The sequence below is a fragment of the Kitasatospora sp. NPDC022785 genome, from assembly GCF_055561295.1.
The window spans coordinates 159,197-183,356 of sequence record NZ_JBVHHB010000013.1 but is presented as its reverse complement, the minus strand read 5'-3'; the positions used below and the strand labels follow the sequence as shown (position 1 = coordinate 183,356).

At 74.4% G+C, this 24,160-nt stretch carries 15 protein-coding genes; 5 read left to right on the top strand and 10 right to left on the bottom strand.

Translation table 11 applies throughout. From position 1 onward, the window contains the following. Positions 1 to 105: 105 nt before the first annotated feature. Together ACZ3YO_RS21880 and ACZ3YO_RS21875 are read left to right on the top strand one after the other, a co-directional pair. A complete protein-coding gene (locus ACZ3YO_RS21880) occupies positions 106 to 2,865 on the top strand; it encodes an AfsR/SARP family transcriptional regulator (protein ID WP_465571705.1) in 2,760 nt (919 codons plus the stop codon). Positions 2,866 to 3,112: 247 nt separating this feature from the next. Further along, positions 3,113 to 5,554, top strand: coding sequence for a tetratricopeptide repeat protein (locus tag ACZ3YO_RS21875; protein WP_465571702.1), 2,442 nt, complete (start codon positions 3,113 to 3,115; stop codon positions 5,552 to 5,554). Positions 5,555 to 5,706: 152 nt separating this feature from the next. Here the strand turns inward: ACZ3YO_RS21875 and ACZ3YO_RS21870 are convergent, their stop codons facing one another. Beyond that, positions 5,707 to 7,200, bottom strand: a complete 1,494-nt coding sequence (locus tag ACZ3YO_RS21870) for an MFS transporter (RefSeq protein ID WP_465571699.1) — start codon at positions 7,198 to 7,200, stop codon at positions 5,707 to 5,709. A gap of 289 nt (positions 7,201 to 7,489) precedes the next feature. Here ACZ3YO_RS21870 and ACZ3YO_RS21865 point away from each other — a divergent pair, with 289 nt between their 5' ends. Together ACZ3YO_RS21865 and ACZ3YO_RS21860 are read left to right on the top strand one after the other, a co-directional pair. Beyond that, the gene (locus tag ACZ3YO_RS21865; protein ID WP_465571697.1) at positions 7,490 to 7,861 is read left to right on the top strand and encodes a YciI family protein; all 372 of its coding nucleotides are present in this window, start codon (positions 7,490 to 7,492) and stop codon (positions 7,859 to 7,861) included. After that, positions 7,858 to 9,102: an RNA polymerase sigma factor gene (locus ACZ3YO_RS21860; protein ID WP_465571694.1), complete on the top strand. Its 1,245-nt coding sequence runs from the start codon at positions 7,858 to 7,860 to the stop codon at positions 9,100 to 9,102. Before ACZ3YO_RS21865 ends, ACZ3YO_RS21860 begins: the two co-directional genes overlap by 4 nt. Here the strand turns inward: ACZ3YO_RS21860 and ACZ3YO_RS21855 are convergent. Next, on the bottom strand, positions 9,084 to 10,700 hold the full coding sequence (locus tag ACZ3YO_RS21855) for an ADP-ribosyltransferase domain-containing protein (protein WP_465571691.1): 1,617 nt from the start codon (positions 10,698 to 10,700) through the stop codon (positions 9,084 to 9,086). The genes ACZ3YO_RS21860 and ACZ3YO_RS21855 overlap by 19 nt on opposite strands. A 288-nt stretch (positions 10,701 to 10,988) precedes the next feature. Here ACZ3YO_RS21855 and ACZ3YO_RS21850 point away from each other — a divergent pair, with 288 nt between their 5' ends. Next, positions 10,989 to 11,666: a macro domain-containing protein gene (locus ACZ3YO_RS21850; RefSeq protein ID WP_465571688.1), complete on the top strand. Its 678-nt coding sequence runs from the start codon at positions 10,989 to 10,991 to the stop codon at positions 11,664 to 11,666. A gap of 122 nt (positions 11,667 to 11,788) precedes the next feature. Here ACZ3YO_RS21850 and ACZ3YO_RS21845 read toward each other — a convergent pair whose 3' ends face one another. The 8 genes from ACZ3YO_RS21845 to ACZ3YO_RS21810 form a co-directional block, all read right to left on the bottom strand. Then, entirely contained in the window at positions 11,789 to 13,129 is a 1,341-nt protein-coding gene (locus ACZ3YO_RS21845) for a serine hydrolase domain-containing protein (RefSeq protein WP_465571686.1), read from the bottom strand. Positions 13,130 to 13,356: 227 nt separating this feature from the next. Further along, complete coding sequence (locus tag ACZ3YO_RS21840; RefSeq protein ID WP_465571683.1) at positions 13,357 to 17,253, bottom strand: amino acid adenylation domain-containing protein; 3,897 nt, start codon at positions 17,251 to 17,253, stop codon at positions 13,357 to 13,359. A 309-nt stretch (positions 17,254 to 17,562) separates the two neighbouring features. Then, entirely contained in the window at positions 17,563 to 19,176 is a 1,614-nt protein-coding gene (locus tag ACZ3YO_RS21835) for an amidohydrolase (protein ID WP_465571680.1), read from the bottom strand. A gap of 86 nt (positions 19,177 to 19,262) precedes the next feature. Beyond that, entirely contained in the window at positions 19,263 to 20,105 is an 843-nt protein-coding gene (locus ACZ3YO_RS21830; protein ID WP_465571678.1) for a PaaX family transcriptional regulator, read from the bottom strand. A gap of 69 nt (positions 20,106 to 20,174) precedes the next feature. Then, on the bottom strand, positions 20,175 to 21,044 hold the full coding sequence (locus ACZ3YO_RS21825; RefSeq protein WP_465571675.1) for a maleate cis-trans isomerase family protein: 870 nt from the start codon (positions 21,042 to 21,044) through the stop codon (positions 20,175 to 20,177). Beyond that, positions 21,041 to 22,021, bottom strand: a complete 981-nt coding sequence (locus ACZ3YO_RS21820; RefSeq protein ID WP_465571672.1) for a fumarylacetoacetate hydrolase family protein — start codon at positions 22,019 to 22,021, stop codon at positions 21,041 to 21,043. Before ACZ3YO_RS21820 ends, ACZ3YO_RS21825 begins: the two co-directional genes overlap by 4 nt. 10 nt (positions 22,022 to 22,031) lie before the next feature. Then, a complete protein-coding gene (locus ACZ3YO_RS21815) occupies positions 22,032 to 23,144 on the bottom strand; it encodes a cupin domain-containing protein (protein ID WP_465571670.1) in 1,113 nt (370 codons plus the stop codon). Further along, positions 23,141 to 24,154: a carbon-nitrogen hydrolase family protein gene (locus ACZ3YO_RS21810; RefSeq protein ID WP_465571667.1), complete on the bottom strand. Its 1,014-nt coding sequence runs from the start codon at positions 24,152 to 24,154 to the stop codon at positions 23,141 to 23,143. Before ACZ3YO_RS21810 ends, ACZ3YO_RS21815 begins: the two co-directional genes overlap by 4 nt. Positions 24,155 to 24,160 lie beyond the last annotated feature (6 nt).

The following is a 24,160-nucleotide window of genomic DNA, read 5'->3' as shown; positions in this document are numbered from 1 at the left end:
ACCGACCCGACCGACCGGATCATCAGCGAATCGAGCGGCTTCGGACGGCTCGGAGAAGCGCCGCCGGGAGGAATGCCCGCCCGGCGCGGGAGGGGGAGCGGCCGCATGCGGATCGACCTGCTCGGACCGGTTGCCCTCCGGCGTGACGACGGGGCGCCGGTCACACCCTCGGCCCCCAAGCGCCGCGCCCTGCTCAGCGCGCTCGCCATCCGCTTCGACCAGCTCGTCGCCACCGACGAACTGATCGAACTGGTCTGGGACGCCACCGCACCGCCCACCGCCCGCGCCGCCCTCCAGGGGCACATCGCCGCCCTGCGCCGCGTACTTGACGACGACTCACTCGCCCTCGGCACCCGCGGCACCGGCTACGTCCTCACCGGCGACCCCGACCGCGTCGACGCGCTGCGCTTCCAGCGGCTCTGTGACCGGGCCGGCCTGCACCTGCCCGGCCGCCCCGACCCCGCCGGACCGGGCCCCGCCGGCCCCGGCACGCTCCCGGACGAGGACCCGGCACTCCCGCTCCTGCGCGCCGCCGTCGACCTCTGGCACGGCGCCGCGCTCACCGACTGCGGCTCCACCCTGCTCCGGGAACGGACCGCCCCGCACCTGGACGACCTGCGGCTGCGCGCCCTCGACCGGCTCGCCGACGGCTTCTGCCGGGCGGGCCGGGGCGGCGAACTCGTCGCGGAACTCACCGAAGCCGCGGCGGCCCACCCCTCCCGACAGGGGCTGGCCGCCCGGCTGATCACCTGCCTCGGCCAGGCCGGCCGCCACGACGAAGCCATCGCCCGGTACGACCGGACGGTGGCCGCACTGCCGGGCGCACCGGGCCCCGAGCTGCGCCTGGCCGGCGAGCGGCTCGGCCGGCGGGCGGACGCCGGCCCGCCGTCCGCGGCCCCCGCGCCCCGGCCCGGCCCCGCGGCACCCGCGGGGCCGGCACCGGCCGCGCCGCCGCCCGCCGACCGGCGCTTCGTCGGCCGGACGGCCGAACTCGACCGGCTGGACGAGGCGGTCGCCACCGGTCCCGCCGGCCGCCCGATCCTGGTCACCGGGCCCGCCGGGGTCGGCAAGACCGGCCTGGTCCACTACTGGGCACACCGCTCCGCCGACCGCTTCCCCGACGGCCGGCTCCACGTCGACCTGCGCGGCTTCGCCAAGGACGGACCACGCGACCCCGCCGAGGTGCTGGGCGTCCTGCTGACCGCCCTCGGAGTCCCGGAGGACGAGCTGCCCGACTCGCCCGACGACCGCGCCCGCCGCTACCGCGACCTGCTGACGGGCCGCCGGATGCTGCTCGTCCTGGACGACGCGCGCTCGTACGAGCAGCTCGCCCCGCTGCTGCCGGACCCGCCGCCCGACCCCGGCCTGCCGCTCGCCGGGGGAGCCGCACCCGCCGGGCCCGTCACGGTCGTCACCAGCCGCAGCCGGCTGCGGCACCTCCTGCTCAGGGAGGGCGGCATCCCGGTGCCGCTGGACGTGCTGACCCCCGCCGAGGCCGGCGACCTGCTCGCCCGGAGCCTGGGCGCGGCGCGGGTGGCCGCCGAGCCGCAGGCCGCCGTCGAACTCGCCGAACGGTGCGACCGCCTGCCGCTGGCCCTGCGCCTGGCGGCCGCCCGGCTGTCCGCCCGGCCCGGCTGGACCCTGGGCGACCTCGCCGCGGAACTCTCCGACGACGAGGCCGGCCACGCCGCGCTCGCCGGGACGGGCGGCCCGCTCGGCATCACCGCGGCCCTCGACCTGACGTACCGCACGCTGACGCCCGCCGCGGCCCGGCTGTTCACCCTGCTCGGCCTGCACCCCGGCCGGGTGATCGGGACCGGCACCGCGGCCGCGCTCGCCGACCTGCCACCCGCCGCCGCCCGGACGCTGCTGGCCCGGCTCGACGCGACCCACCTCCTGGAGGAGACGACACCCGGCCGCTACACCCGGCGCGAGCTGGTCCGCCGCTACGGCGCCCGGCTGGCCGCCGACCTCACCTGCGACGAGCGGCTCGCCGCCCTGGACCGGCTGATCGGCCACTACCTGGCGGAGACCGCGGCCGACGCGCCCGGCCCGGCCGGTGCGGGGCGGGCCGAGGCCTGGTTCCGGCGGGAGGAAGGTGCCGTGCGCGCGGTGGTGCTCTGCGCCGAGGAGCACGGCCGCACCGTCGAGGCCTGGCAGCTCGCCCACCGGGCCGGGCGCCTCTACGAGCGCACCGACTTCGACCGCACCCACTGGCGGACCACCGTCGAGGCCGGCCTGCGGGCCGCCCGTGCCTGCGCCGACCCGGCCGCCGAGGCCCGGCTCTGCACCGACCTCGCCGTCCTGCTGGTCGACCGGCGGGTGTTCCGCGGCGCCGCCGAACACCTGGACCGGGCGGTCACCACGGCCGACCGGGCCGACGACCCGCTGCTGCGCCACCGCTGCCGGGCCCGGGTCGCCGACGCCCTGGTCCGGGCGGGCCGGTACGACCAGGCGCTGCCGCTGCTGACCGCCCTGGTGGCCGGTGCCCGGATGCCGGGCGCCGGCCACCTGCTGGCCCGGTCCCTCAGCGACCTCGCCGACGCCCTGGTGCTGGCGGGCGCGCCCGGCCCGGCCCTCGCCCACGCCGACGAGGCGCTGCAGGCCGCCACCGCCCGCCCCGGCGGCGTGGACGTCGTGCTGGCCACGCAGAGCCGGGCCCGGGCCCTGGACGCGCTCGGCCGCCCGGGCCTCGCCCTGGTCGCGGCCCAACTGGCCGTCGCGCTCGGGCGCACGGTCGGCGACGCGGCCCTCCAGCACCGCTCCCACGCCCTGCTCGCCGACCTCCTCCAGGCGGTCGGCCGCACCACCGAGGCCACGGTGGAGCGGCGGCAGGCCGAGCTCCTCCTGGCCGGAGACCGCTGACCGCCCGGCGTGGTCCGCCGTGGTCCGCAGGATGCTCCCCGAACTGCCGCCATGAGCAGAACTACCGGCAGATCCAGCGGGCGAAAGTGCCGCCCCGAGCCCCGGCCGGCCGCCTCACCGGGTGCGGGAAGACCGCGCTGAGCTGGGCCGATGGCGGAGGACCGGGGTGGACCGGGCATACTTCTGCCTCATACGGCCGACGCGGTACGAGTAGGGGCAGAAGTAGTGGCAGTAGCGGGGGCGGAACATGGCTGATCCGGGCAGCACGGTGACGGACACCGGCGAGGCCGACCAGTTCTGCGTGCTGCTGGCCCGGTACCGGGTGCGGGCGGGGCTGACGCAGGAGGAGCTGGCCGCGGTGAGCGGGATCAGCCTGCGCGCCGTGGGGGACATGGAACGCGGCCGCACCCGGGGGCCGCAGCGGCGCACCGTGCGGGCCCTGGCCGAGGCACTGCGACTCGACCAGCGCCGGGCCGCCGCGCTCGAACAGGCCGCCCGGGCCGGCCGCCCCCGCGGCACCCGGGCCACCGGCGCGGCCGCTCCCGCTCCGGCCGTTCCCGCTCCTGCCGCCGCGCCCGCCGGCACACCCGCCGCCGCTGCGCCCGCCCCCGAGGAGAGCGCCGCCGCCCAGGCCGCCGGGACGTACGCCCTGGCCCTGCCCCGCGACATCGCCGACTTCACCGCCCGCGAGGACGCCCTCGCGCTGATCACGGCACTGGCCGGCACCGGCGAACCGGCCCCGGAGGACCGGCCCGCCCACCCCCGGGTCGTCCTGATCAGCGGTCAGCCCGGCCTCGGCAAGACCGCCTTCGCCCTGCACACCGCCCACACCCTGGCCCACCTCTTCCCCGACGGACAGCTCTCCCTCGATCTGCGCGGCATGGCCCCCGAGCCCCTTGCCGCCCGCGACGCCCTCGGCCAGATCCTGCGCGCCCTCGGCGTCGCCGACGGCGCGGTGCCCGCCGGCACGGAGGAGCGGGCCGGCCTCTACCGCGCGCTGGTCCGCGAGCGCCGGCTCGTCCTGCTGCTGGACAACGCGGCCGACGAGAGCCAGGTGCGGCCGCTGCTGCCCGGCTCCGGGCCGGCCCTGACCGTCGTCACCAGCCGCCATACCCTGCCCGGGCTCGAGTCCGTCCACCGCCTGAGGCTCGACGCCCTCACCGCGGCCGAGGCCGCGGTCCTGCTGGGCCGCATCGCCGGCCCCGACCGGATCGCCGCCGAGCCCGAGGCCACCGCCGAACTCGCCCGCCTCTGCGGGTACCTGCCGCTCGCCCTGCGGATCGCCGGCCAGCGCCTGGTCGCCCGCCCACAGCAGACCGTCAGCCACCTCGTGCGCCAACTCGCCGCAGAGGAGTACCGGTTGGACGTTCTGGAGACCGGGGACCTCGCAGTCCGCCCGGCCTTCGCCCTCTCCTACCGCAGGCTGCCCGCCGAGACCCGGCTGGTCCTGCGCCGCTGCGCGCTGACCGCCGGGTACGACGTCACCGCCGCCGTGGTCGCCGCCTACGCGGAGCTGTCCGTCCCGCGTACCGAGCGCCACCTGGAGCAGCTCACCGATGCCGGGCTGGTCCAGCTCTCCACCCCGGAGCGTTACCGCCTGCACGACCTCGTGCGCCTCTACGCGGGCGAGCTGCTCGCCGCCGAGGAGACCCCGGAGGGCCTCGAAGCCGTCCGCGGCCGGGCGGGCGCCTGGCTGCTGCGCCGCGCCGCCGAGGCCGGCCTGCTGTTCGACCCGGAGGCCGCCGAGAACGGCGCCGACGACGACTCCGGCGGCGGCGAACCGGACCCGGCCGCCACGGGGGCGCTCGCCGAGGCCGCCCGCTGGCTGGAGGAGGAGAGCCCGGAGTGGCTGGCCGCCCTGCGTCAGGCCTTCGCCGCCGGCCGCCACCGGGAGGTCATCGACACCGCCGAGGCGATGCACTGGTTCTCGGACCGCCTCATCAGCTGGGACATCTGGGCCGAGGTCTTCCAGCTCTCCGTCGACGCCGCCCGCGCGTGCGGTGACCGGCTCGCCGAGACCGTCCACCTGAACTACCTGGCCTGGACCTACTCCACCTGCCTCCACCAGTACCGGCGGGGGGCCGAACTCGCCGGCGAGGCACTGGAGTCGGCCCGGCAGATCGGCGACCGCGAGCAGGAGGGCTGGGCGCTGATCTACCTCGGCGGATCGCTGCGGTTCCTCGTCCGGCACCAGGAGGCCCTCGACACCTACCGCCAGGCCGCCGAGGTCTTCGCCGCCGTGCCCGGCCGGTCCGCCCGGCTGGGCGGGCTGGTCACCCTGCGCGGCGCGGCCAACTGCCTGCGCGAGTCCGGCCGGGTCGAGGAGGCGGTGGAGTCCCGCCGGCTCGCCCTGGCCGGGGCCCTGGAGCTGGTGGAGCTCTGGTCGTCCCCGCTGCCGCACCTGATGGCCGCCTTCGCGGCCCACGAACTCGGCCTCGACCGCGCGGCGTTGAAGCGCTGGCCCGCCGCGGAGAAGGCGTACCGTCAGGCCCTGGTGCACTTCGAGGCGGTCGGGCGCCCCGACTCGATGACCAAGACCCTCACCGAGCTGGGCACCGCGCTGATCGAGCAGGGCCGCGCGGACGAGGCCCGCGAGATCCTCACCGAGGCGCTGACCGACCTCAGCTCCGAAAGCGGCCGGCCCCACGGCCGCCACAGCGCCCGCCCGGGCGCCACGACGGCCTCGTAGCCCAGGCCGGAGCTGCCGGTGCCGCCACGCCGGACGCGCTCGCGGAGAGGGTTCCCGGCGGTGGTACCCCAGCCACGAGACCGGCCCGGCAGGAGACAAGCCGTAGGGCTCGTCCGACAGTTCCCGCCGCGCCGCGAACAGTCGGACAAGCCCTACGAGCGAGTCGCCTCGTAGTCGGGGAGCGCGGCCGGGGTGGAGCGGGCGGCCGGGCGCATGACCAGGGTCAGGGCGGCCAGCCCGGCGAAGATGACCGCGGCGACGACGCCGGTGACGTGCAGGCCGGCGGTGAACGCCTCCCGCGCGGTGTGGAGCAGTTCCGCGCCCTGGCCGGCGGGGAGGCTCCGGCCGGCGGCGACCGCGCCGGCCAGCGAGTCGGACGCGCCGTCCGTCCGGCTGCGGTAGACCGCCGCGGCCGTCGCGCCGAGCAGTGCGAAGCCGAGCGAGCCGCCGAAGTAGTTGCCGGTCTCCGACATCGACGCCGCCGAGCCGGCGCGCTCCGGCGGCACGGACCCGACGACCAGCCCGGTGCCCAGCGCGAACAGCGGGCCGGTGCCCAGCGCCAGGACGGTGATCCCGGTCATCACCAGCGGCAGGGCGCCCGCACCGTCGACGCGGACGAGCAACAGGCTGCCCAGCGCCGATCCCGCCAGCCCGCCGGCGATGGCGGTCGTCTGCCGCATCCGCCGGGCCAGTGCCGGCGCGGCCGTCGTGCCGGCCGCCACGCCCAGGCCCATCGGTGCGAACAGCAGCGCCGACGCCACCGGCGAGAAGCCCAGCACGCTCTGTAGGTACTGGGTCACCAGCAGGCCGGTACCGGCCATGGCCACGCCGGCGAAGACCAGGGCGACGATCACGGCGGTGAACGGGCGGTTGCGGAACAGCCGCAGGTCCAGCAGGGGCGTCTCCATCCGCAGTTGCCGGCGGACGAACAGGAATCCGGCCGCCGCGCCGACGACGAGGGCCGCCGCCGGCACGACCGGCGTGCTCCCGACGGTCAGCTGTTTGATGCCGTAGACCATCAGGAGCACCGCCACGAGCGACAGCCCGACGCTGACCGGGTCCAGCCGCCCCGCCCGGTCGCCGCGGAACTCGGGCAGCAGGACCGGCCCGGCGAGCAGCAGCAACGCCATCGCCGGCACGGCGGCCAGGAACACCGACCCCCACCAGAAGTGCTGGAGCAGGACTCCGGCGAGGACGGGCCCGAGCGCGCCGCCGGTGAACTGGCAGGTCGCCCAGATCGCGATGGCCCGCCCGCGCTGCCGTTCGTCGCGGAACATGGTGATGATCAGGGCCAGGGTGGACGGCGCCAGGGTCGCGCCGGCGACGCCCAGCAGCGCACGCGCGACGATCAGCATCAGCGGGCCGGTCGCGAAGGCCGCCACGACCGACAGCACCGCGAACGCCGCGCCGCCGGTCATCAGCAACCGGCGGCGGCCGATCCGGTCGCCGAGCGTGCCCATGGTGATGACCAGGCCGGCCACCATGAGCCCGTAGCCGTCACTGATCCACAGCTGCTGGACGTTGGTGGCACCCAGGTCGGCGCTCAGTTGGGGGAGCGCGAGCAGCAACGCCGTCGTGTCCATCGCGACCAGCAGTGTGGGCAGCATGAGGACGACCAGTCCCAGCCACGCCCGGTTGACCCGCATATCCGAAACTCCCTGTTCTCCCGACGATTCGCCGGTTGGTCGGAGCGGCCGGGAGCTTCTTGACATCGGTGACGGACGGAATCTCCCGCGCCTGCCACGGCCGGCCGTCGCCCCCGGCGGCCCGTCCCCCGCGGTCGAGCGTCGCCGGAGGTGGCGCCCCAGCGGGTCGGTCGGTGCGGCGGGAAAGACTCGTGCGAAAGTTCCGGCGGGGGTGTCAAGACGGCGGCGCCGGCTCCGACCAACCGGTCGGAGGGCCCGCCCGGGGCCCGCGAACCATGAGGGGTACGAGATGCAGTTCCTGATCAGCATGCACATCAACCCGGCGGTGCTGGACGCGCTGACCGACCAGGAGAAGGCGGCGATCGGCGCCGGTCACGGTGGGTTCATCGAGGCGCTGAAGGCGTCCGGCGAGCTGATCACCACGCAGGCGCTGGTCCACCCGTCCCAGGCCGTCGTGGTGTCCGTGCGCAACGGCCAGCCGGTGGTGACCGACGGTCCGTTCCTGGAGTCCAAGGAGTACCTGGGAGGCTTCTACCTGGTCGACTGCGAGGACAAGGCGCGGGCGGTCGAGCTGGCGGCGCAGATTCCGGACGCCGCGATCGAGGGTCTGGGTGTCGAGGTGCGGCAGGTCATGTTCGCCGACGGACAATTGGAGGCATGACAGCACCGGACTTCGAGGACCTGCTGCGTGAGCTCACGCCGCAGGTCCTCGGCACCTTGGTACGCCGGTACGGCCGGTTCGAAGGCTGCGAGGACGCCGTGCAGGAGGCCGTCCTCGCCGCCACCGTGCAGTGGCCGGCCGAGGGAGTGCCGGACAACCCGCGCGGCTGGCTGGTGACCGTCGCGTCCCGGCGGCTCATCGACCAGATGCGCAGCGACCACGCGCGCCGCGAGCGGGAGTCGGCGACGGCCGCCGAGGTGCTGCCCGACGGCGTGCCGGACACCGACGACACGCTCGTCCTGCTGTTCCTGTGCTGCCATCCCACGCTGACCGCGGCCTCCCAGACGGCTCTGACGCTGCGGGCGGTCGGCGGCCTGACCACGGCCGAGATCGCCCGCGCGTTCCTGGTGCCGGAGGGCACGATGGCGGCCAGGATCAGCCGGGCCAAGCAGCGCATCAAGGCCGCCGGCAGCTCGTTCGGCCTGCCGGCCGGCGCGGAGCGGGAGGAGCGGCTTCGGGTTGTCCTGCACGTGCTCTACCTGATCTTCAACGAGGGCTACACCGCCTCCTCGGGCAGCGAGCTGCACCGCGCCGACCTCGCGCGCGAGGCGATCCGGCTGGCCCGGACGGTGCACGCGCAGCTACCGGAGGACGGCGAGGTGACCGGACTGCTCGCACTGATGCTGCTGACCCACGCCCGCCGGGAGACGCGGACCACGGCGGCCGGTGACCTCGTGCCGCTGGACGAGCAGGACCGCGGGAGGTGGGACCGCGCACTGGTCGACGAGGGCATCGGGCTGGTCAAGGCGGCGCTGGCCGGCCCGGCGCTGGGGCCCTACCAGCTGCAGGCCGCCATCGCCGCCACGCACGCCGCCGCGGCCACCGCCGAGGAGACCAACTGGCCACAGGTGCACGCCCTCTACCTGATCCTGGAACGGATCGCGCCCAACCCGATGGTCACCCTCAACCGGGCGATCGCGCTCGCCGAGACCGAGGGCCCGCAGGCGGGGCTGGCCCTGCTGTCCACCTTGGACGGCGACGAACGGATGGCCGGGCACCACCGGCTGCTGTCCGTCCGGGCCCATCTGCTGGAGCGGACCGGCGACACGGCCGGGGCGTACGAGCACTACCGGCGTGCCGCCAGGGCCACCGCCAGCATCGCCGAGCAACGCCACCTCGAGGCCCGGGCGGCCAGGGCCGGCGGGGGCCCTCCGGGGCGTGGTCAGGACACCAGGGACTGATCATCCAGCTCCGTCAGCTTCACGGTGCACAGGCCGCCGCGCTCCGTCCTGACGTCCGTCACCTTGAGCTGGGTGCCGGGCAGGAGGATGAACTCCTCCTCGCCGGTGAACGCGGAGAAGCTGCGGATGCCCACCGCCCGGGCGGGCTGCACCTCGAAGAGCGTCCGCTTGCCGCGGCTGCCGAGGAACCCCCGGGCCACGCCGAGCTCGGACGTGCACGAGGAGACGCCCCACCACGTCACCGTCCGCCCGAGCGGGTACTGCGCCCGGAGGTCCAGCGACACCCCGCGCCACAACGGCTCCGTGCGCGCGGGCAGTTGGGACACCGCCGAGAACAGCAGCCGCAGATACGGGAGGTAGGGGACGATCCTGGTGCGGTCCGGGGAGCGCAGGATGGCGTTGATCTCCCGGTAGAACGCGGACTCGCAGGTGTAGAGGTAGAGGGCGGCGATCGCGTCGGCGGACAGGCCGCCGGCGGCTTCGTCCGCCCGCCGCCTGCCGAACTCGTCCGACCGCACGACGTGGCGGTCCAGCCCGGACAGCAGCTCGGCGACCGGGCCCACGGCCTCGCGGAAGTCCATGAGCGGCGTGTCGAACACGCCCGTGATGGCGGGGAGGACGAGGCCCTCGTCCTTGACGCTCGCGAGCCGGTCGAGATAGAGCTGGTGCAGCTCCATGGTGGACGCGATGAACGCGCCCATGCGGTCGGCGACGTCACCGTCCGTCCCGCCGGCCTCCGCCCCGGCCTTGTTCCACCCCTTGCTCGGAAGCCAGTCGATCGCGTCGCTGCCCAGCGAGGCGAGGGCCGCGTTCACCATGGCGAAGTGGTCGCCGTCGCAGAAGACGTCGCCCTGCGCCGCGGGATTGGGGTGGTCGATGTGCCGGACCTCGACCTCGGGGTACTTCTCCTGCAGCCGGAGGACGACCTTCTTCAGGTTGCGCGCGTGCGCCCCCCACCACGCGAAGACGACGCCACGGTCCTCCTCGGCGGCGTTCTGCTTGGCCCTGAGGATCTCCTCGACGATCCGCTCGGCGACCGGCCGCCAGAACGCGGTGTGCCGGTCCGTCCCGATCGCCCCGTCGGCACTGGCGGTGAGTGCCGCGTTCAACAGCAGCACACCCTGCGTGAGCATCGCCTGGAACCACTCCGGCGGCTGGACGGTGTCCTCCTTCTTCAGGAGCGCACGGATGTCGGCGATCGGGGTCTTCTTGGGGACGCCGTACTTCCACATCGCCGCCGCCTTGATGATGCAGCGGATGCTGACGACCCGGCCGAACTGACTGTCCTTCCAGTCGTGGAAGGTGTTGTCGAACATGGCGATGCCGGTGGCGCTCTCCGGCCGCGGGTACGGGTTCTGACCGAAGATCACGACCTTCCACCGGTGCGGCGCGTTGGGCTTGAGCGCCTGGAAGGTCAGTTCGCGGACGGGGACGACCTCCGGGCCGCGGCCCGCGCCGATGAACGAGGCCGCGTCCGGCTGCGCCTCGATGACCGGCTTCAGCAGCGGGAGCCAGGGCTCGCCGCCGCCCTTGAAGAGCTCCGCGAGGGCCAGCGGGTCGTTCGGGTCGGGCGTGGCGGGGGTGGTGGCATCGCTCATGGCGGAGGGCTCCGAACTGTCGAACCGTGCTGACGGGGTGGTCGACGAGGTGGGCCGATGTCCGTGCGGCAGCCGTGATTTGGCGCGCGGGACCGGGGAGTGGCGGCCGGTGGCCGTGGCCTCCCGTCGACCGACCTCGACGGACCTGACGATAGGTCGGCCCACTGACAGCGCCCTCGGCGCGGGGAGCGGGCGGGGCCGGCGGAGCCGCCGCCGTCGGCCGCGCTGTCAGTGGGGCCCGATAGCGTCGTGACCAGTGAAGGGCAGTTGCTTCGAACGGAGTGAACCATGACCGTGGACCAGGTACAGCCGCCGCTGCGAGTGGTGCTGACCGACCTCAACAAGGCGGTGGTGGAGGCGTGGCGGGCGGCGTTCGCGGACACCCCCGGCATCGAGATCCGCACCGGGTCCATCCTCGACGAGGACGTCGACGCCTGGGTCAGCCCCACCAACTCCCTCGGCCGGATGGACGGCGGGGTCGACGCGGTCATCAAGCGCCACCTCGGCGCCGGCATCCAGCTGCGCGTGCAGCGCGCCATCCGCAGCCGGTTCGCGGGGAGCCTTCCGGTGGGAAGCGCGGTCTGCGTCCCGTCCGGTGCGGTCAGCCCGAGGTTCCTGATCTCGACGCCGACGATGGAGAGTTCCTCGCAGAACGTGAGCGAGACGCTGAACGTGGCCCTGGCGTGCGCCGCCGCGTTCCAGGCGATCCACCGGCAGAACAGGGCGACCCCGGGCAGCATCACGTCGGTGGCGCTGGTGGGCATGGGCGCCCGGACCGGCCGGGTCCCGGCACGGGTGTGCGCCAACCTGATGTGGACGGGCTACACGCTCTTCAACGACTTCAGCTTCGAGGACGACGACGACCTGCGCAGCACGATCACCGCGCAGCTCGACGGCATCGACGGCGCCCCCGTCGAGCAGCGGATACGCATCGCCCCGCCCAAGCGCCCCGCCTCCCGTCGCTGAGCCGGGCCGCCGGCCTCGGGACGCCCGCCGCGCCGGCGAGCCGGATCGCACGGTGACCGGACCGCCGATCGGGCGCGGTCCGGTCACGGGTTCCGCCGTGCGGAGCGGTCCTCGGCGGAGGCTTACTTCGTGGCCGGGATGAAGTAGACGTTGTCCGGCGTCACGATCTTGGCGATGGCCTGTCCGAAGAGCGTGCTCGGCTCGAGGCCCTGGTAGAAGATGTCGGTGTTGAGGAGCACCACGAGGGTCGCGTCCAGCTCGGGCATGTAGAGGACGAGGCTCTCGTACCCGGGCAGTGAGCCGTTGTGCCCCACCCACCCCTGGACGTCGAAGAGGCCGAGCCCGTAGCCCGCGCCGGGGAGACCGGTGGGCAGGTACTCGGTGCGCTGCGCCTGTGTCTCGGGCGAGAGCAGCGTGCCGGTCGCGAGGTCCTTGGCCCAGTGCTTGAGGTCCTCCAGGTTGGAGATCATCGCACCGGCCGCCCAGCCCCAGCTGGGGTTCCAGTCCGTGGCGTCCGCCGTCGCGCCGGTGGGGGTCTGGTTGGTGTAACCGTGCGCGTGCGGCGAGGGGAACTCGGCTCCTTCGGGGAACACGGTGTCGCCGAGGCCGCTGGGCTCCGTCACCCGGTCGTGGATGAAGTCGGCCAGCGGGATCCCGGTGACCTTCTCGACGACCAGGCCGAGCAGGATGTAGTTGCTGTTGTTGTACAGGAACTGCGCACCCGGCGCGGCGACGTTGGGGTGCTTGTAGCCGTACGCGAGCAGTTCCTCGGGGGTGAAGGGCTTGGTGGGGTCCGACTCCAGCGCGGTGACGAAGCCCGGGTCCGCGGAGTACGGGAACAGGCCGCTGCGCATCTCGGCAAGGTCGCGGATGGTGATCCGGTCGCCGTCCGGGACGCCGCTCACGTACGCCGAGATGGGGTCGTCGAGCCCGACCAGCCCGTCGTCGACCAGTTCGAGCACCGCGGTGGCGGTGAAGGTCTTGGTCACGCTGCCGATCCGCATGAAGAGGTCCTCGGACATGGGGGCGCCGGTCTTCTTGTCGGCGACGCCGAAGGAGCGGACGTACTGGCCCTTCCCCGGCACCCACAGCCCGACGGTCACCCCGGGAACACCCGTCTGGCTCATCGTCTGCTGGATGGCCGCGTCGAGCTTGGCCGCGAGTTCGGGGCTCAGCTCCTCCTGCGCGCAGTCCTCGTCGGAGCTGACGTCGGCGGACCGGCGGTAGTCGTCACGGTGGCTCTCCCCGCGGGCGTGGCCGGGCCCGTGTCCGTGTCTGTGGCCGTGCCCGTGCCGGTGGCCGTGGCCGTGGCGGTGGTCGTGGTCGTGCGCAGTCACCTTGTCGGGCGCAGCCGCGTTCGCGGGTGTCGCCCCCACCGGGAGGAGCCCGGCGACGGCTATCGCAGCCACCGCCAAGCCGCGGTAGGCCGTCGTCTTTCGTCGGTGGGGAAACGATCGGGTCATCAGGATTGTCCTCGTTCCAGGGTCGCGTTGGTGTCGAGCTCTTGGTGAGATCGTCAACGGCAAACGCCCACCACGACGAGCCTGACGAGCTGTCCGGGTGACAGGACATCGGATCCCGGCGGACCGGCCCGTCGGGCCGTGCGCGTCCGGACACGGCGCTCCTCCGGCCCGGGGAGGCGGCCCGGGCCGGAGGATGACGCGTGTAGATCCCTCGCTCGCCCCGCTGCTCAGCCGAGCCGGCGGGCGCGGATGGCGGTGACCAGTTCGGTGATGCCGGGCTCCTTCAGCACGCCGTAGTGGTCACCGGCCAGTTCGACGACGGTGGGCGGTGCGGCGGAGTAGCCGGACTGCCCCTCGATGAAGGAGTAGTCGTCGCCAGCGGCCTTGAAGACGCTGAGCGGGGCGTCCAGCCGCCGCTCCGCGAGCTCGTGGAAGCTGTACTCGAATTCGTAGGTCTCCCCGACGATCCGGGTGATCCGGCGGATCCACTCCTCGTCCAGGTCCGGCAGCAGGCGGTGGACGAAGGCGGTGAAGCCGTCCTCGTCGCGGGCCTCGGCGAGGCACGCCGCCAGCCCCGGCCCGCCGATCGAACCCGCGAAGACCGAGTACAGGATGGTCACGTAGCCGGGGTTGCGGTACGAGGCCTCGCGCCCGTACAGCTCGCCGTCGGCCCGGCGGACCTCGGGGTTGCCCGGGCAGATCAGCAGCACGTCCGCCACCCGCTCGCCGGCCTGCTCCAGCTGCCAGGCCGCCTCGAAGGCGACGCGGGCGCCGAAGGAGTAGCCCCACAGGGTGTAGGGGCCCTCGGGCTGCACCCGGCGGATCTCGGCCACGTCGGCGGCGGCCGTCTCCCCGACCGTCGGGTACGGCGTCTCCCCGGCGTTGATGCCGTGGGCCTGGATGCCGTAGAACGGCCGGCCCGCGGTGCCGGCGAGCAGCCGCAGGTTCATCGGGTAGCCGCCGAGCCCCGGCCAGCAGAACACCGGGTCGCCGGAGCCCCCACGGTGCAGCGGCACCAGCCGGGAGGCGGGGCCGGTGTCGTCGTCGATCCGGCCGGCCAGGTCCGCCAGCCTCGGGCTCTCGAAGAGCACCTGCAGCGGCAGGCGGGTGCCGAACTCCCGGTTGAGCCGGTTGACCAGCGCCACGGCGATCAGCGAGTTCCCGCCGGCGCCGAAGAACTCGTCCGTCGCGGAGACGTTCTCGTACGCCAGCGCCCGCCCCCAGGCCTCGGCGAGCCGGCGCTCGGTCGGCGTCGACGGCGGGACGAACGGGCCGCCGGTCTCCGCGTTCCTGACCCGCTCACTGGCGGTGAGGGTCGACACATCGACCTTTCCGTTGGCGGTCAGCGGCAGCTCGTCCAGGACGAGCACCCGGTTGGGGAGCATGTAGTCGGGCAGGAAGGTGGCCAGCTCGTCCCTGATGATCTCGGCCGGACCCTTCATGTGGACGGCGTCCTCGCGCATGCCCTCGCTGCGGATCTGCTCCTCGCTCACCTTGCCGCCGAGGAAGAAGTACGAGGGGCCGGACGGGATCCCGCAGGCGGCCAGGATGTCGTCGATCCGCCGGGCGGCCGGCAGCGGGTGCCCGGTCTTCGAGCTGTAGCCGGAGGACATGAACCCGAGGCCGAGGGCGAGGCCCTTGCGCTGCAGGCGGTGCAGGGTCGTGCCGAGGCCGATGTACTCCAGCCACGGCTCGTCGGCCCGGCTGACCGCGGTGATGCCGAAACCGGCCCGCTCGTACACCTGCTGGTTGATCGCGATCACGTGCCGGGACTCCACCAGGTCGTCCGAGATCCGGGCCAACTCGCCGTCCGTGTAACGGTACTGACCGGCCGCCAGGCCTTCGACGCCCCCTGCGTGGGCCTGCACGTAGAGCTCGGTGCGGTCGGTCCGCAGGAGGTCGCCGCCGGGGCGGATCTCGAACGAGCCCAGGTAGCCGTCCTCCTCGGCCACGTCCAGCCTCTCCCGGACGGACGGGCCGTGGCCGGCCGGCCGGATGGCCAGCCCGTACGCGGGCAGCACCTCCTCGAAGACGCCGACCATGTGGCCGGCCTCGAACTCCAGTACCTCCTGGATGTTGTTGCGGTACACCGGTGCGATCGCGCGCCGCTTGCCGAGGAAGTGGACGACCAGGCCCGGCCCCCCGGTGCCGTCGCCGACCCGCACCAGGGTGTGGTCGACGGGGTGGTAGTAGTACACGCCGGCGTCGAGCCCGTGGGCGCCGCCGGTCTCCAGGTACAGCTGGGTGGCGTACAGCGCGCCGGGTGAGGCGTACGCGTACTTCGGCAGCAGCCGCTCCTCGCTGTGGAACTGGCCGAACCACCGCAGGATCGCGCCGAGCCCGGCCAGGCCCGGCTCCGCCGGTTCCCGGGGCGGGCGGCCGGCCGCGGCCGCGCCGCCCGCCGCCGGCGGGGCGAGCAGCTCCAGCAGGTCGTCGCGGGTGACCGCACCGCCCTCGTAGGAGCGGTAGGTCTTGCGGGCGAACGTCTCCCGCCGCTGGCGGCCGGTCTCCTGCCGGCCGGGCAGCTCGACCACCGGCCGGCCCGCCAGCTCCTCGGCGTCCCGCACGCCCGGGTTCGACAGCTGTGCCTTCACCTGGAGCTTGCTCGCCTTGGACTGGTGGTGGCTGCCGTGGTTGCCCTGGTCCATCAGGGCCGCCTCCTTGGGGTTCAGCTCGACGCACGCCACCAGGTTCCGGTGGCCCGTGCGCGGGTCGTCGGTGACGACGGCGGCGGCCCGCCGCACCCAGGTGTGCTCCTCGACGGCGAGCGCGATCTCGTCCAGCTCGACCCGGTAGCCGCGCAGCTTGACCTGGTTGTCCACCCGGCCCGAGCACTGGAGGGTGCCGTCCGGGTTCCACTGCGCGAGGTCCCCGGTGCGGTACAGGCGCTCGCCCGGCAGGTGCGGGGAGGCGACGAAGCGCTCCGCCGTCAGGTCGGGCCGGTTCAGGTAGCCGCGCGCGAGCTGGATGCCGCCGACGTAGAGCTCACCGGTCGCGCCGGGCTCCACCGGCGCCAGCTCCTCGTCGAGGACGAAGCACCGGGTGCGGTCGACCGGCACGCCGATCGGCACCGAGCCGGCGTCCTCGCCGACCGTGGCGGCGTCGACCCGGTGCGCGGTCGCGTTGATCGTGCACTCGGTCGGCCCGTACAGGTTGACCAGCGACGCCCACGGCAGCTCCTCGGTGAGGGCCCGGGCGAGCCGGCGCGACAGCACCTCGCCACCGGAGTACACCTGCCGCAGCGTGGTGCAGGTGCCCAGCCGCTCGGTGTCCAGCAGCGCCTGGAGCAGGGTCGGCACGCACTGCAGCGTGGTCACGCCGTGCTCCCGGACGGTGGCGATCAGGGCCTCCGGGTCGCGGTAGACCCCCGGAGCGCCCATGACGACCAGCGCGCCGGCCGCCGGCGCCAGGACCTCCCACTGCGCCGCGTCGAAGCTCATCGGCGTCTTCTGCAGCACGGTGGCGTCGGCGCCCAGGTGCCCGCGGGCGATCAGCCAGCGCAGCTGGGACACGATGCTCCGGTGCTCGATCATCACGCCCTTGGGCCGGCCGGTGCTGCCCGAGGTGTAGATGACGTACGCCAGCGACTCCGGCCGGGGGCCGGGTGGCGGCCCGCCCGGGCCCTGGCTCTGGTGCGGGAACGGGCGCGCGTCCCGGGTGCCCCGCGCGTGCCGGCCGCCGCGGTCCTCGCGGGCGTCGCCCGGCGTGACGACGAGCGTGCCCCGCGGGGCCAGCTCGGTGAGGCGGTCCCGGAGGTGCTCCTGGGTGACGATCACCCCGGTCCCGCTGTCCTCGATCATGTAGCGGAGGCGGTCCTCGGGGTACTCCGGGGAGAGCGGCAGGTAGGCGGCCCCCGCGCAGAGGATCCCCCAGGCTCCGACCAGGAGCTCCGGTGAGGGCTCGACGAACAGCCCGACACGGTCGTCGGGCGCTGCGCCGAGGTGGTGCAGGTGGGCGCCCAGCCGGTCGGCGGCCTCGCCGAGCTGCCGGTAGCTGAGGCGTTCGCCGCCGCCGGTGACGGCCGGGGCGTCCGGCCGGGCGGCCACCTGCTGCCGGAGCAGGTCGGGCAGGCAGACGGCGCGGCGGGTGTCGTGGACGGTGGAGAGCACGGGCTGTGCGGACATGGTGGAATCCCCAGGGTGGCTGCGGGTGACGTCGCCCGGTGGAGCGGGCGTGACATCCACGCTGCGCCGCCCGTCGTCCCGGGCGCCTGGGGCACGGGACGCCTTCCCGCCCGGCCGTGGCCCGGCCGCAGTCGGGCCCGGTCCCGCGGGGCGGCCGGAGGTCCCGGGTGGCGCGCCGCGGGCCAGGGCCACCTGTCCCGGGCACTCCACGGGGCACGCCGGCGCCGCCGGCCGGGTGGGTGGCCCCCGCCAGGACCGCTCCCGCCGCCCGGGCACTCGTCAGATCCGGCCCCGCCGCCCGGGCACCCGTCAGATCCGGTGTACCGTCCGGCCCCCGAGCACCGTGCGGACCGGCCGCAGCCCCGCCAGCTCGTCCGGCGGGCAGTCGAACGGGTCGGCGGGCCAGAGGGTCAGGTCCGCCAGGGCCCCGGGCCGCAGGCTGCCGCGTGCTCCGCTCTCGCCCAGCAGCCGGGCCGCGTCGACCGTGTGCAGCCCGATCGCCTCGGCCCGGGTGATCGCGTGCTCGACGCCCTGCGCGCCGGCCACGGTCTGCCGGGTGGTCATGCCCCAGACCGAGACCATCGCGCCGTAGGGCCCGACCGGGAAGTCGGAGCCGGCCGCGAGCAGCGCACCCTCGTCCAGCCATTCGCGCAGCGGGAAGATGCCGCGCACCCGCTCGCCGCCCCAGGCCCGGATCTGGGCGGTCGCCGCGTCGTGCAGCAGCGGGTGCTGCACCGTGACCGGGATGCCGAGCGCGATCGCGCGCGAGCGCTGGTCCGGGCGGGCCAGCCCGCCGTGCTCGACCACCAGCGTGCCCGGGGCCAGGCCGGGGTGGTCCTTGATCACCTGCTCGAACACGTCCAGCAACGTGCGCAGCCCGCGGTCACCCCAGGCGTGGACGCCGACCCGCCAGCCGCGCGCGACCACCCGTCCGACCGCCGCGACCAGCTCCTGCCGGTCCCAGAGCAGCGTGCCGTGGTAGCACGGGCGGCCTTCGTACGGCTCGTCCAGCGCACCCGCCTCGATGCCGCCGTCGATGCCGAACTTGACGCCCCAGACGCTCAGCCAGGCGTCGCCCCCGGCGCGCCAGGGTTCCATCCGGTCGAGCAGTTCGTCCACCTGCCCGGGCGTGCGGGCGCCGAATCCGGAGACCAGGGCCCGCACCCGCACGCTCAGGGCACCGGCCTCCCGGGCCGCGCGCAGCACCTCGAGGTCCTCGACCGGCACGAGGCAGTCGCGGACCGTGCCGATCCCGGTCGCGGCGTAGTCGGCGGACGCGGCCCGCAGGCCCTCGATCCGGTCGGCGAGTGCCGGGCGCGGCAGCACCCGTTCGGCCAGTGCGACCGCCTTGTCGACCAGCCGGCCGGTCAGCCGGCCCCGCTCGTCACGCTCGATCACGCCGCCGGGCGGGGCCTCGGTGGCGGCGGTGATGCCGGCCAGCCGCAGTGCCGGGGTGTTGAGCACCATGTTGTAGGCGCCGCGTCGCACCAGCACCGGGTGCTCGTCGGTGGCCGCGTCCAACTCCTCGGTGCGGGGCAGGCGCTGTTCGGCGAGGTTGACCTCCTGCCAGTTGATCGTGGTGCGGATCCACTGCCCGGGGGGCGTGTTCGCCGCCCGCTCACGGATCAGGCCGAGGAACCCGTCGAGGTCGCGGGCGCGGTGCACCGGGACGTCGTGGACGCTGTGCGCGGCGAGGATCAGATGGGTGTGGGTGTCGTCGAAGGCGGGCAGCACGGTCGTGCCGGGCAGGTCCAGCACGTCCGTCCCCGGGCCGATCAGGTGGTCCAGGCCGTCGGCCGCGGGGGACAGCGCGGTGATCCGTTCGCCGGTGACGGCCAGTGCCCGGTGCGGTGCCTCGCCGGGGACGAGCGTGTGCACGGCGCCGGAGCGGATCAGCAGGTCGGCGGGGGCGTGGTCGGTCACGGCGGATCCTCCGGCGTTACGGCGGTCGGCTGGGGTACGGGTCGGGCCAGGTCGGGTCAGGTCGGGCCAGGTCGGTTCCGGTCGGGTCAGGTCGGTTCCGGTCGGGGCTGGGAGAGCCCGGTGAGCTTCTCGACGTGCCGCAGGCTGGGCCCGGCGAGCAGGCCGTGCAGTTCGGTGAAGACCGCGCGGGCCGCGACGGCGTTCCACTCCGCCGGCAGCAGCGGCTCCGGCAGTCCCGGGTCGAGGTAGGGCAGACGGCGCCACTGGGTGAGCATCGGGACGTACGCGCGGAACGCCTCGACCGCCTCGATCCGAGGGGACGGGCGCAGGTCGGCGGCGACCTGGCCCCAAGCCCCGGTGAACTCGGCGTACTGCTCCTCGATCGCCGGGAAGTCCCACCAGGAGCCGACCGCCGAGCGCAGTTCGGCGAACCCGGCGTACTCGGAGAGGAAGAGGTGGACGTACGCGCTCAGCCCGAGGCGCTCCAGCAGCAGCCGGGCGTCCGGCAGCACCCGGGCGGGTGCCAGCCAGACCCCGGGGGCGGCGTTGCCGAAGCCGAGCCAGCTCAGCCGGGACCGCAGCTGGTGGCGGCTGGCCCGCTCCGACTCGGGCACGGAGAAGACCGCGACCACCCAGCCGTCGGCGAGTTCGGCTGGCCCGAGGCTGTGGAAGATCCGGCGGTCGCCCTCGTCGAAGACCGGGCCCATCGCCGGGCTCAGCCGGTAGCCGGTGCCCTCGCGCCGCTCCTGCAGCAGTGTGCCGGCCTTCTTCAGCCGCGAGATCGCCGACCGGACGGCCGGAGCGTCGACGTCCAGCTCCGCCATCAGGGCGATCAGGTCGGCTATCGAGATCCAGCCGCCGAGCCGGCGGACGAACTCGCCGTAGATCGTGTGGATCAGGGAGCTGGGGCGTGACCCGTTCTCCGGCATGGCGGCCCTCCTCCCGTACGGCGTGTGCGCCGGTCCCGGGCGGTCCCGCCTGCCGACCGCCCGGCGTGATCATACTGTCGGAGCGCAGCCGAGTGGTCCGGACGGCGGTGCGGTGGGCGGCTGCGGGACGGTCGCGGGCGGGCGGGACGGCGGTGCGGCGGGCGCCCCGTGGGCCGGTGACGTGCTTTCGGCGTAGGCGCCGGAGAGCAGCGACCCCGCCCCCGGTGCGAAGGCGGGCAACCCGAGCGCGCGCAGCAACTGGTGGACGGTGCAGATCGCCGCCGAGACCACCGGTTTGCCGAGCTGCTGCTCGGCCTCCTCGACGGCCGCCAGCGAGGGCATCTGCACACAGGCGGAGAGCACCACGGCGTCCGCCTCGGCGTGCGCGAGGCGTGCGGCGATCCCGGGCAGCCGGGCCGGGTCGTGGGCGGCGACCTCCAGGTTGTCGGGGATCTCCAGGGCCGCGTGGTCGGTCACCGTGATGCCCTCGTGCGCCAGGTAGTCCACCACGGTCCGGGCGAGCGGCCGGAGGTAGGGCGCGACCAGGGCGACCTTCTTCGCCCCGAGCACGTGCAGCCCGGCCACCAGGGCGCCGGCGCTGGTCACCACCGGCGCCGGCGCGCCGTTCTCGACGGTGCGCCGGTGCAGCCGCTGCTCGGACTCCCGGTGGTAGCCGGGCCCGGTGCTCATGACGGCAACCAGGCAGGCGTAGCCGAGCACGTCGACCCGGGCGTCGGAGAGTTCGAGCGCGCAGCGGTCCGAGTCGGCGTCCATCGCGCGCAGTTGCTCGGGGGTGACCTTGGTCATCCGCATCCGGCTGGAGTGGAAGGTGAAGCGTTCGGGGGCGACCGCCTCCCGGGCCCGCAGCAGGGCGGGGACCTCGGTCTCCATGGTGACGTTGGAGCTCGGGACGATCTGGCCGATCCGGTAGGTGGTCATGCGTCCGCCCCTTCGTCGTCGAGCCGGGAGCCGCCGGTGCGGGCGTCGTGACCGCGGGCGTCGTGACCACGGGCCTCGTCACCACGGGCGTCGACGACCGGGTTGGCGAGCGTGCCGATCCGCTCGACGGTGGCCTCCACCAGGTCGCCGGGCTGCAGGAACTGCGGCGGCACCAGACCTGCGCCGACGCCCGACGGCGAGCCGGTGGCGATCACGTCGCCGGGCTCCAGGGTCATGCCGGAGGAGATGTCGGCGATCAGCCGGGCGACGCCGAAGAGCATGTGGCGGGTGTTGGAGTCCTGCTTGGTCACACCGTTGACCTTGAGCGAGAGGTCGAGGTTCTGCGGGTCGGGGATCTCGTCGGCGGTGACCACGACCGGCCCGAACGGGCAGTAGGAGTCCTGTCCCTTGGAGAAGAACCACTGCCCGGAGCGGCGCTGGTCGCGGGCGCTGACGTCGTTGACGATGCTGTAGCCGAAGACGTGCCGCAGCGCCTCGGCCTCGGTGACCCGGCGGGCGGTGCGGCCGATCACCACGGCCAGTTCGCACTCCCAGTCGAGCTGCTTGGTCAGGTCGGCGTTGTGCAGGATCGGCTGCCCGGGGCCGGTGACGGCGGTGGCCGGCTTGCCGAACAGCACCGGACGGTCGGGCAGTTCGCGTTCGGTGTCGAGCGAGCGGTGCGACTCCGCGACGTGCTCGACGTAGTTGAGGCCGACGCCGACGACCTTGCCGGGGCGCAGCGGCGCACAGAGCGTGACCTCGGCCAGCGGCAGCGACGCGCCGGCCGGCGCGCCGGCCAGCAGCGCGCGGGCGGTGGCGAGGGCGGGCTCGCCGGCCCGGATCAGCGCGGCCAGGTCGTCGGGCAGTTCGGCGCCGGCGGCGGTGGCGAGGGCGGCGAGGTCGGCCACCCGGTCGCCGGTCCGAGCGCCGAGGCGCGGGGTGTCGCTGCCGCCGGTGCGGTAGCTGAGCAGGTGCATCGAAAGCTCCTTACGGAAGGACGGGCTGGTGGCCGCCGTTGTCCGGGTGCGCCTCCTCGCGGTACATACCGAGCGAGCGCATCACCGGGAAGTCGTTGAACGAGAAGAGGCAGGCGTCCTCGCCGGGATCGGCGTTCGCGTGCTCGTGCCAGGCCCAGGACGGCACCACGAAGATGTCGCCCTGCTGCCACTCGAAGCGTCGCCCGGCGATGACCGAGACGCCGCGGCCCTTGGCCGCCGTGTAGACGACCGAGCCGGTGTGCCGGTGCGCGAGGGTGGCCTGGCCCGGCCGCAGCAGTTGCAGGTGGGCGCTCATGGTCGGCATCACCGAACCGCCGGTGACCGGGTTGGCGTACTCCATGATCACGCCGTCGTACGGGGACCCCTCGCCGGCCCGGGCCAGCCGGCACAGGGCCTCGTAGCTGGGCCCCCAGGGCCAGCCGAGCAGGGGTGAGTACGGGCGGCTCCACTTCTCGGCGCCGTACGGCAGCAGCGTGCCGGCGTAGCTGAGCAGCGAGGAGTTCACGACCGTGCCGGGCCGCTGGTACAGCTCGGGGTGGACTTCGTAGAAGCCGGCGTCGAGCGCGTTGACGAGCGGGATGTCCAGCCCGTCCTGCCAGATCACCGGTTCGTCCGAGTCCTCGTTGCCGTGCTCGTGCCAGGTGTTGTTCGGCGTGATCGCGAAGTCGCGCGGCCCGACCTTGAGCTTCTGGCCGTCCACGATCGTCCAGGCGCCGGTGCCCTCGTGGACGAAGCGCAGTGCGGCGGCCTGGTGGCGGTGCGCGGTCATCGCCTCGCCGGGGCCCATGATCTGCAGGCCGGTGTAGAGCAGTCCGACGGCCGCGCTCAGCTCGCGCCGGCCGGGGTTGACCAGCATCACCACCCGCCGGCCGGCGTCGTCCGCCCGGACCAGCGGCAGCGCCTTGCGGACCAGCGGCGCCAGGTCCGCGTAGCGCCAGAGCACCGGTACGGACCTGGGCTGCGGGTACCAGGGCTCGATCTCGTTGGCCACCGTCCAGAGCGCGCCCGCCTCCTGCTTGGCCAGCTCCTCGTAGTAGGCGGCGAGTTCGGGGCTGTCCCCGACCCTGGCCCGGCCCAGCCGGGTGTCGTCGTAGTCGTTCACGCTTCCTCCTGGTGGGAGCCGGGCTCCTGCGGGGCGTCGGGCCGGTGTCCGTCGGGGAACGTCACCGGCAGGTGCGGGTGGTTGTCGACGTGCAGGCGGAAGACGTCGAACCGGTTGTAGTGGCCGACGATGTCGTGCATCTGCTTGGGCCGGACGCACCGGGCGAGGTCGATCTCGGCGTAGACGATGCCCTCCTCGTCGACCAGCGGCTCGGTGACCGGGCGCCCGTCCGGGCCGAAGACGCCGGAGAGCGCGGCGCGCGGGCGGGCGAGCTGCTTGCGCACTTGCTGGTCCTCGCCGGCCACCAGGTCGACGATCTCGGGCGAGATCGTCGAGCAGGAGACCACGGTGAACACCTTGCCCTCGAAGCAGTGCGCGGCCGCGCGCAGCGCGATCGCCTCCGCCATGTCGTAGTCCTCGGGCGCGACCGGCAGCGCGATGTAGCTCGCGGCGTGCACCAGTTCGCCCTGGGCGAGCAGGGTGAAGCGGGCCAGCGGGTTGGTGTTCTCGCCGCAGGCGAGCACGCCGAGCGGGCCGACCGGTGTCCGGTGCACCACCAGTGAGCTGCCGTCCCCCTGGGCCCAGGTCAGCTTCTCGGCCCAGGTCGGCACCAGCTTGCGGTGCACGCCGAGCAGCCGGCCGTCCGCGCCGATGGTGAGCATCGTGTTGTACAGCGTGCCGACGCCGTGCCGGCCGCGCTCGTTGACACCGATCACCAGGACCACGCCGGCCCGGCGGGCGGCGGCGCACAGCGCGTCCACCTGCGGGCCGGGCACGTCGACCGAGGCGTGGTAGAGGCGTTCGAACCAGGGGGACCCCTGGAGCGGGTTCATCGTCCAGTTCCAGTACGGGTAACCGGGCACGAAGACCTCGGGGAAGACCACCAGCGCGGCGCCGTGCGCGGCGGCCTCGGCGATCAGGGCGACGGCCTTGGCGACGGTGGCGTCCGGGTCGAGGTAGACGGGGGCGGCCTGGACGGCGGCGGCGGTGAAGCGGGGCAGGTGGGGCATCCGGTC

What these genes read in the sequence shown, in the direction of transcription:
- ACZ3YO_RS21855 (WP_465571691.1), bottom strand. Translation starts at nt 10,700, where the DNA reads ATGAGCGATGCCACCACCCCCGCCACGCCCGACCCGAACGACCCGCTG.
- ACZ3YO_RS21845 (WP_465571686.1), bottom strand. Translation starts at nt 13,129, where the DNA reads ATGACCCGATCGTTTCCCCACCGACGAAAGACGACGGCCTACCGCGGC.
- ACZ3YO_RS21830 (WP_465571678.1), bottom strand. Translation starts at nt 20,105, where the DNA reads ATGCCGGAGAACGGGTCACGCCCCAGCTCCCTGATCCACACGATCTAC.
- ACZ3YO_RS21840 (WP_465571683.1), bottom strand. Translation starts at nt 17,253, where the DNA reads ATGTCCGCACAGCCCGTGCTCTCCACCGTCCACGACACCCGCCGCGCC.
- ACZ3YO_RS21870 (WP_465571699.1), bottom strand. Translation starts at nt 7,200, where the DNA reads ATGCGGGTCAACCGGGCGTGGCTGGGACTGGTCGTCCTCATGCTGCCC.
- ACZ3YO_RS21875 (WP_465571702.1), top strand. Translation starts at nt 3,113, where the DNA reads ATGGCTGATCCGGGCAGCACGGTGACGGACACCGGCGAGGCCGACCAG.
- ACZ3YO_RS21880 (WP_465571705.1), top strand. Translation starts at nt 106, where the DNA reads ATGCGGATCGACCTGCTCGGACCGGTTGCCCTCCGGCGTGACGACGGG.
- ACZ3YO_RS21860 (WP_465571694.1), top strand. Translation starts at nt 7,858, where the DNA reads ATGACAGCACCGGACTTCGAGGACCTGCTGCGTGAGCTCACGCCGCAG.
- ACZ3YO_RS21825 (WP_465571675.1), bottom strand. Translation starts at nt 21,044, where the DNA reads ATGACCACCTACCGGATCGGCCAGATCGTCCCGAGCTCCAACGTCACC.
- ACZ3YO_RS21810 (WP_465571667.1), bottom strand. Translation starts at nt 24,154, where the DNA reads ATGCCCCACCTGCCCCGCTTCACCGCCGCCGCCGTCCAGGCCGCCCCC.
- ACZ3YO_RS21820 (WP_465571672.1), bottom strand. Translation starts at nt 22,021, where the DNA reads ATGCACCTGCTCAGCTACCGCACCGGCGGCAGCGACACCCCGCGCCTC.
- ACZ3YO_RS21850 (WP_465571688.1), top strand. Translation starts at nt 10,989, where the DNA reads ATGACCGTGGACCAGGTACAGCCGCCGCTGCGAGTGGTGCTGACCGAC.
- ACZ3YO_RS21865 (WP_465571697.1), top strand. Translation starts at nt 7,490, where the DNA reads ATGCAGTTCCTGATCAGCATGCACATCAACCCGGCGGTGCTGGACGCG.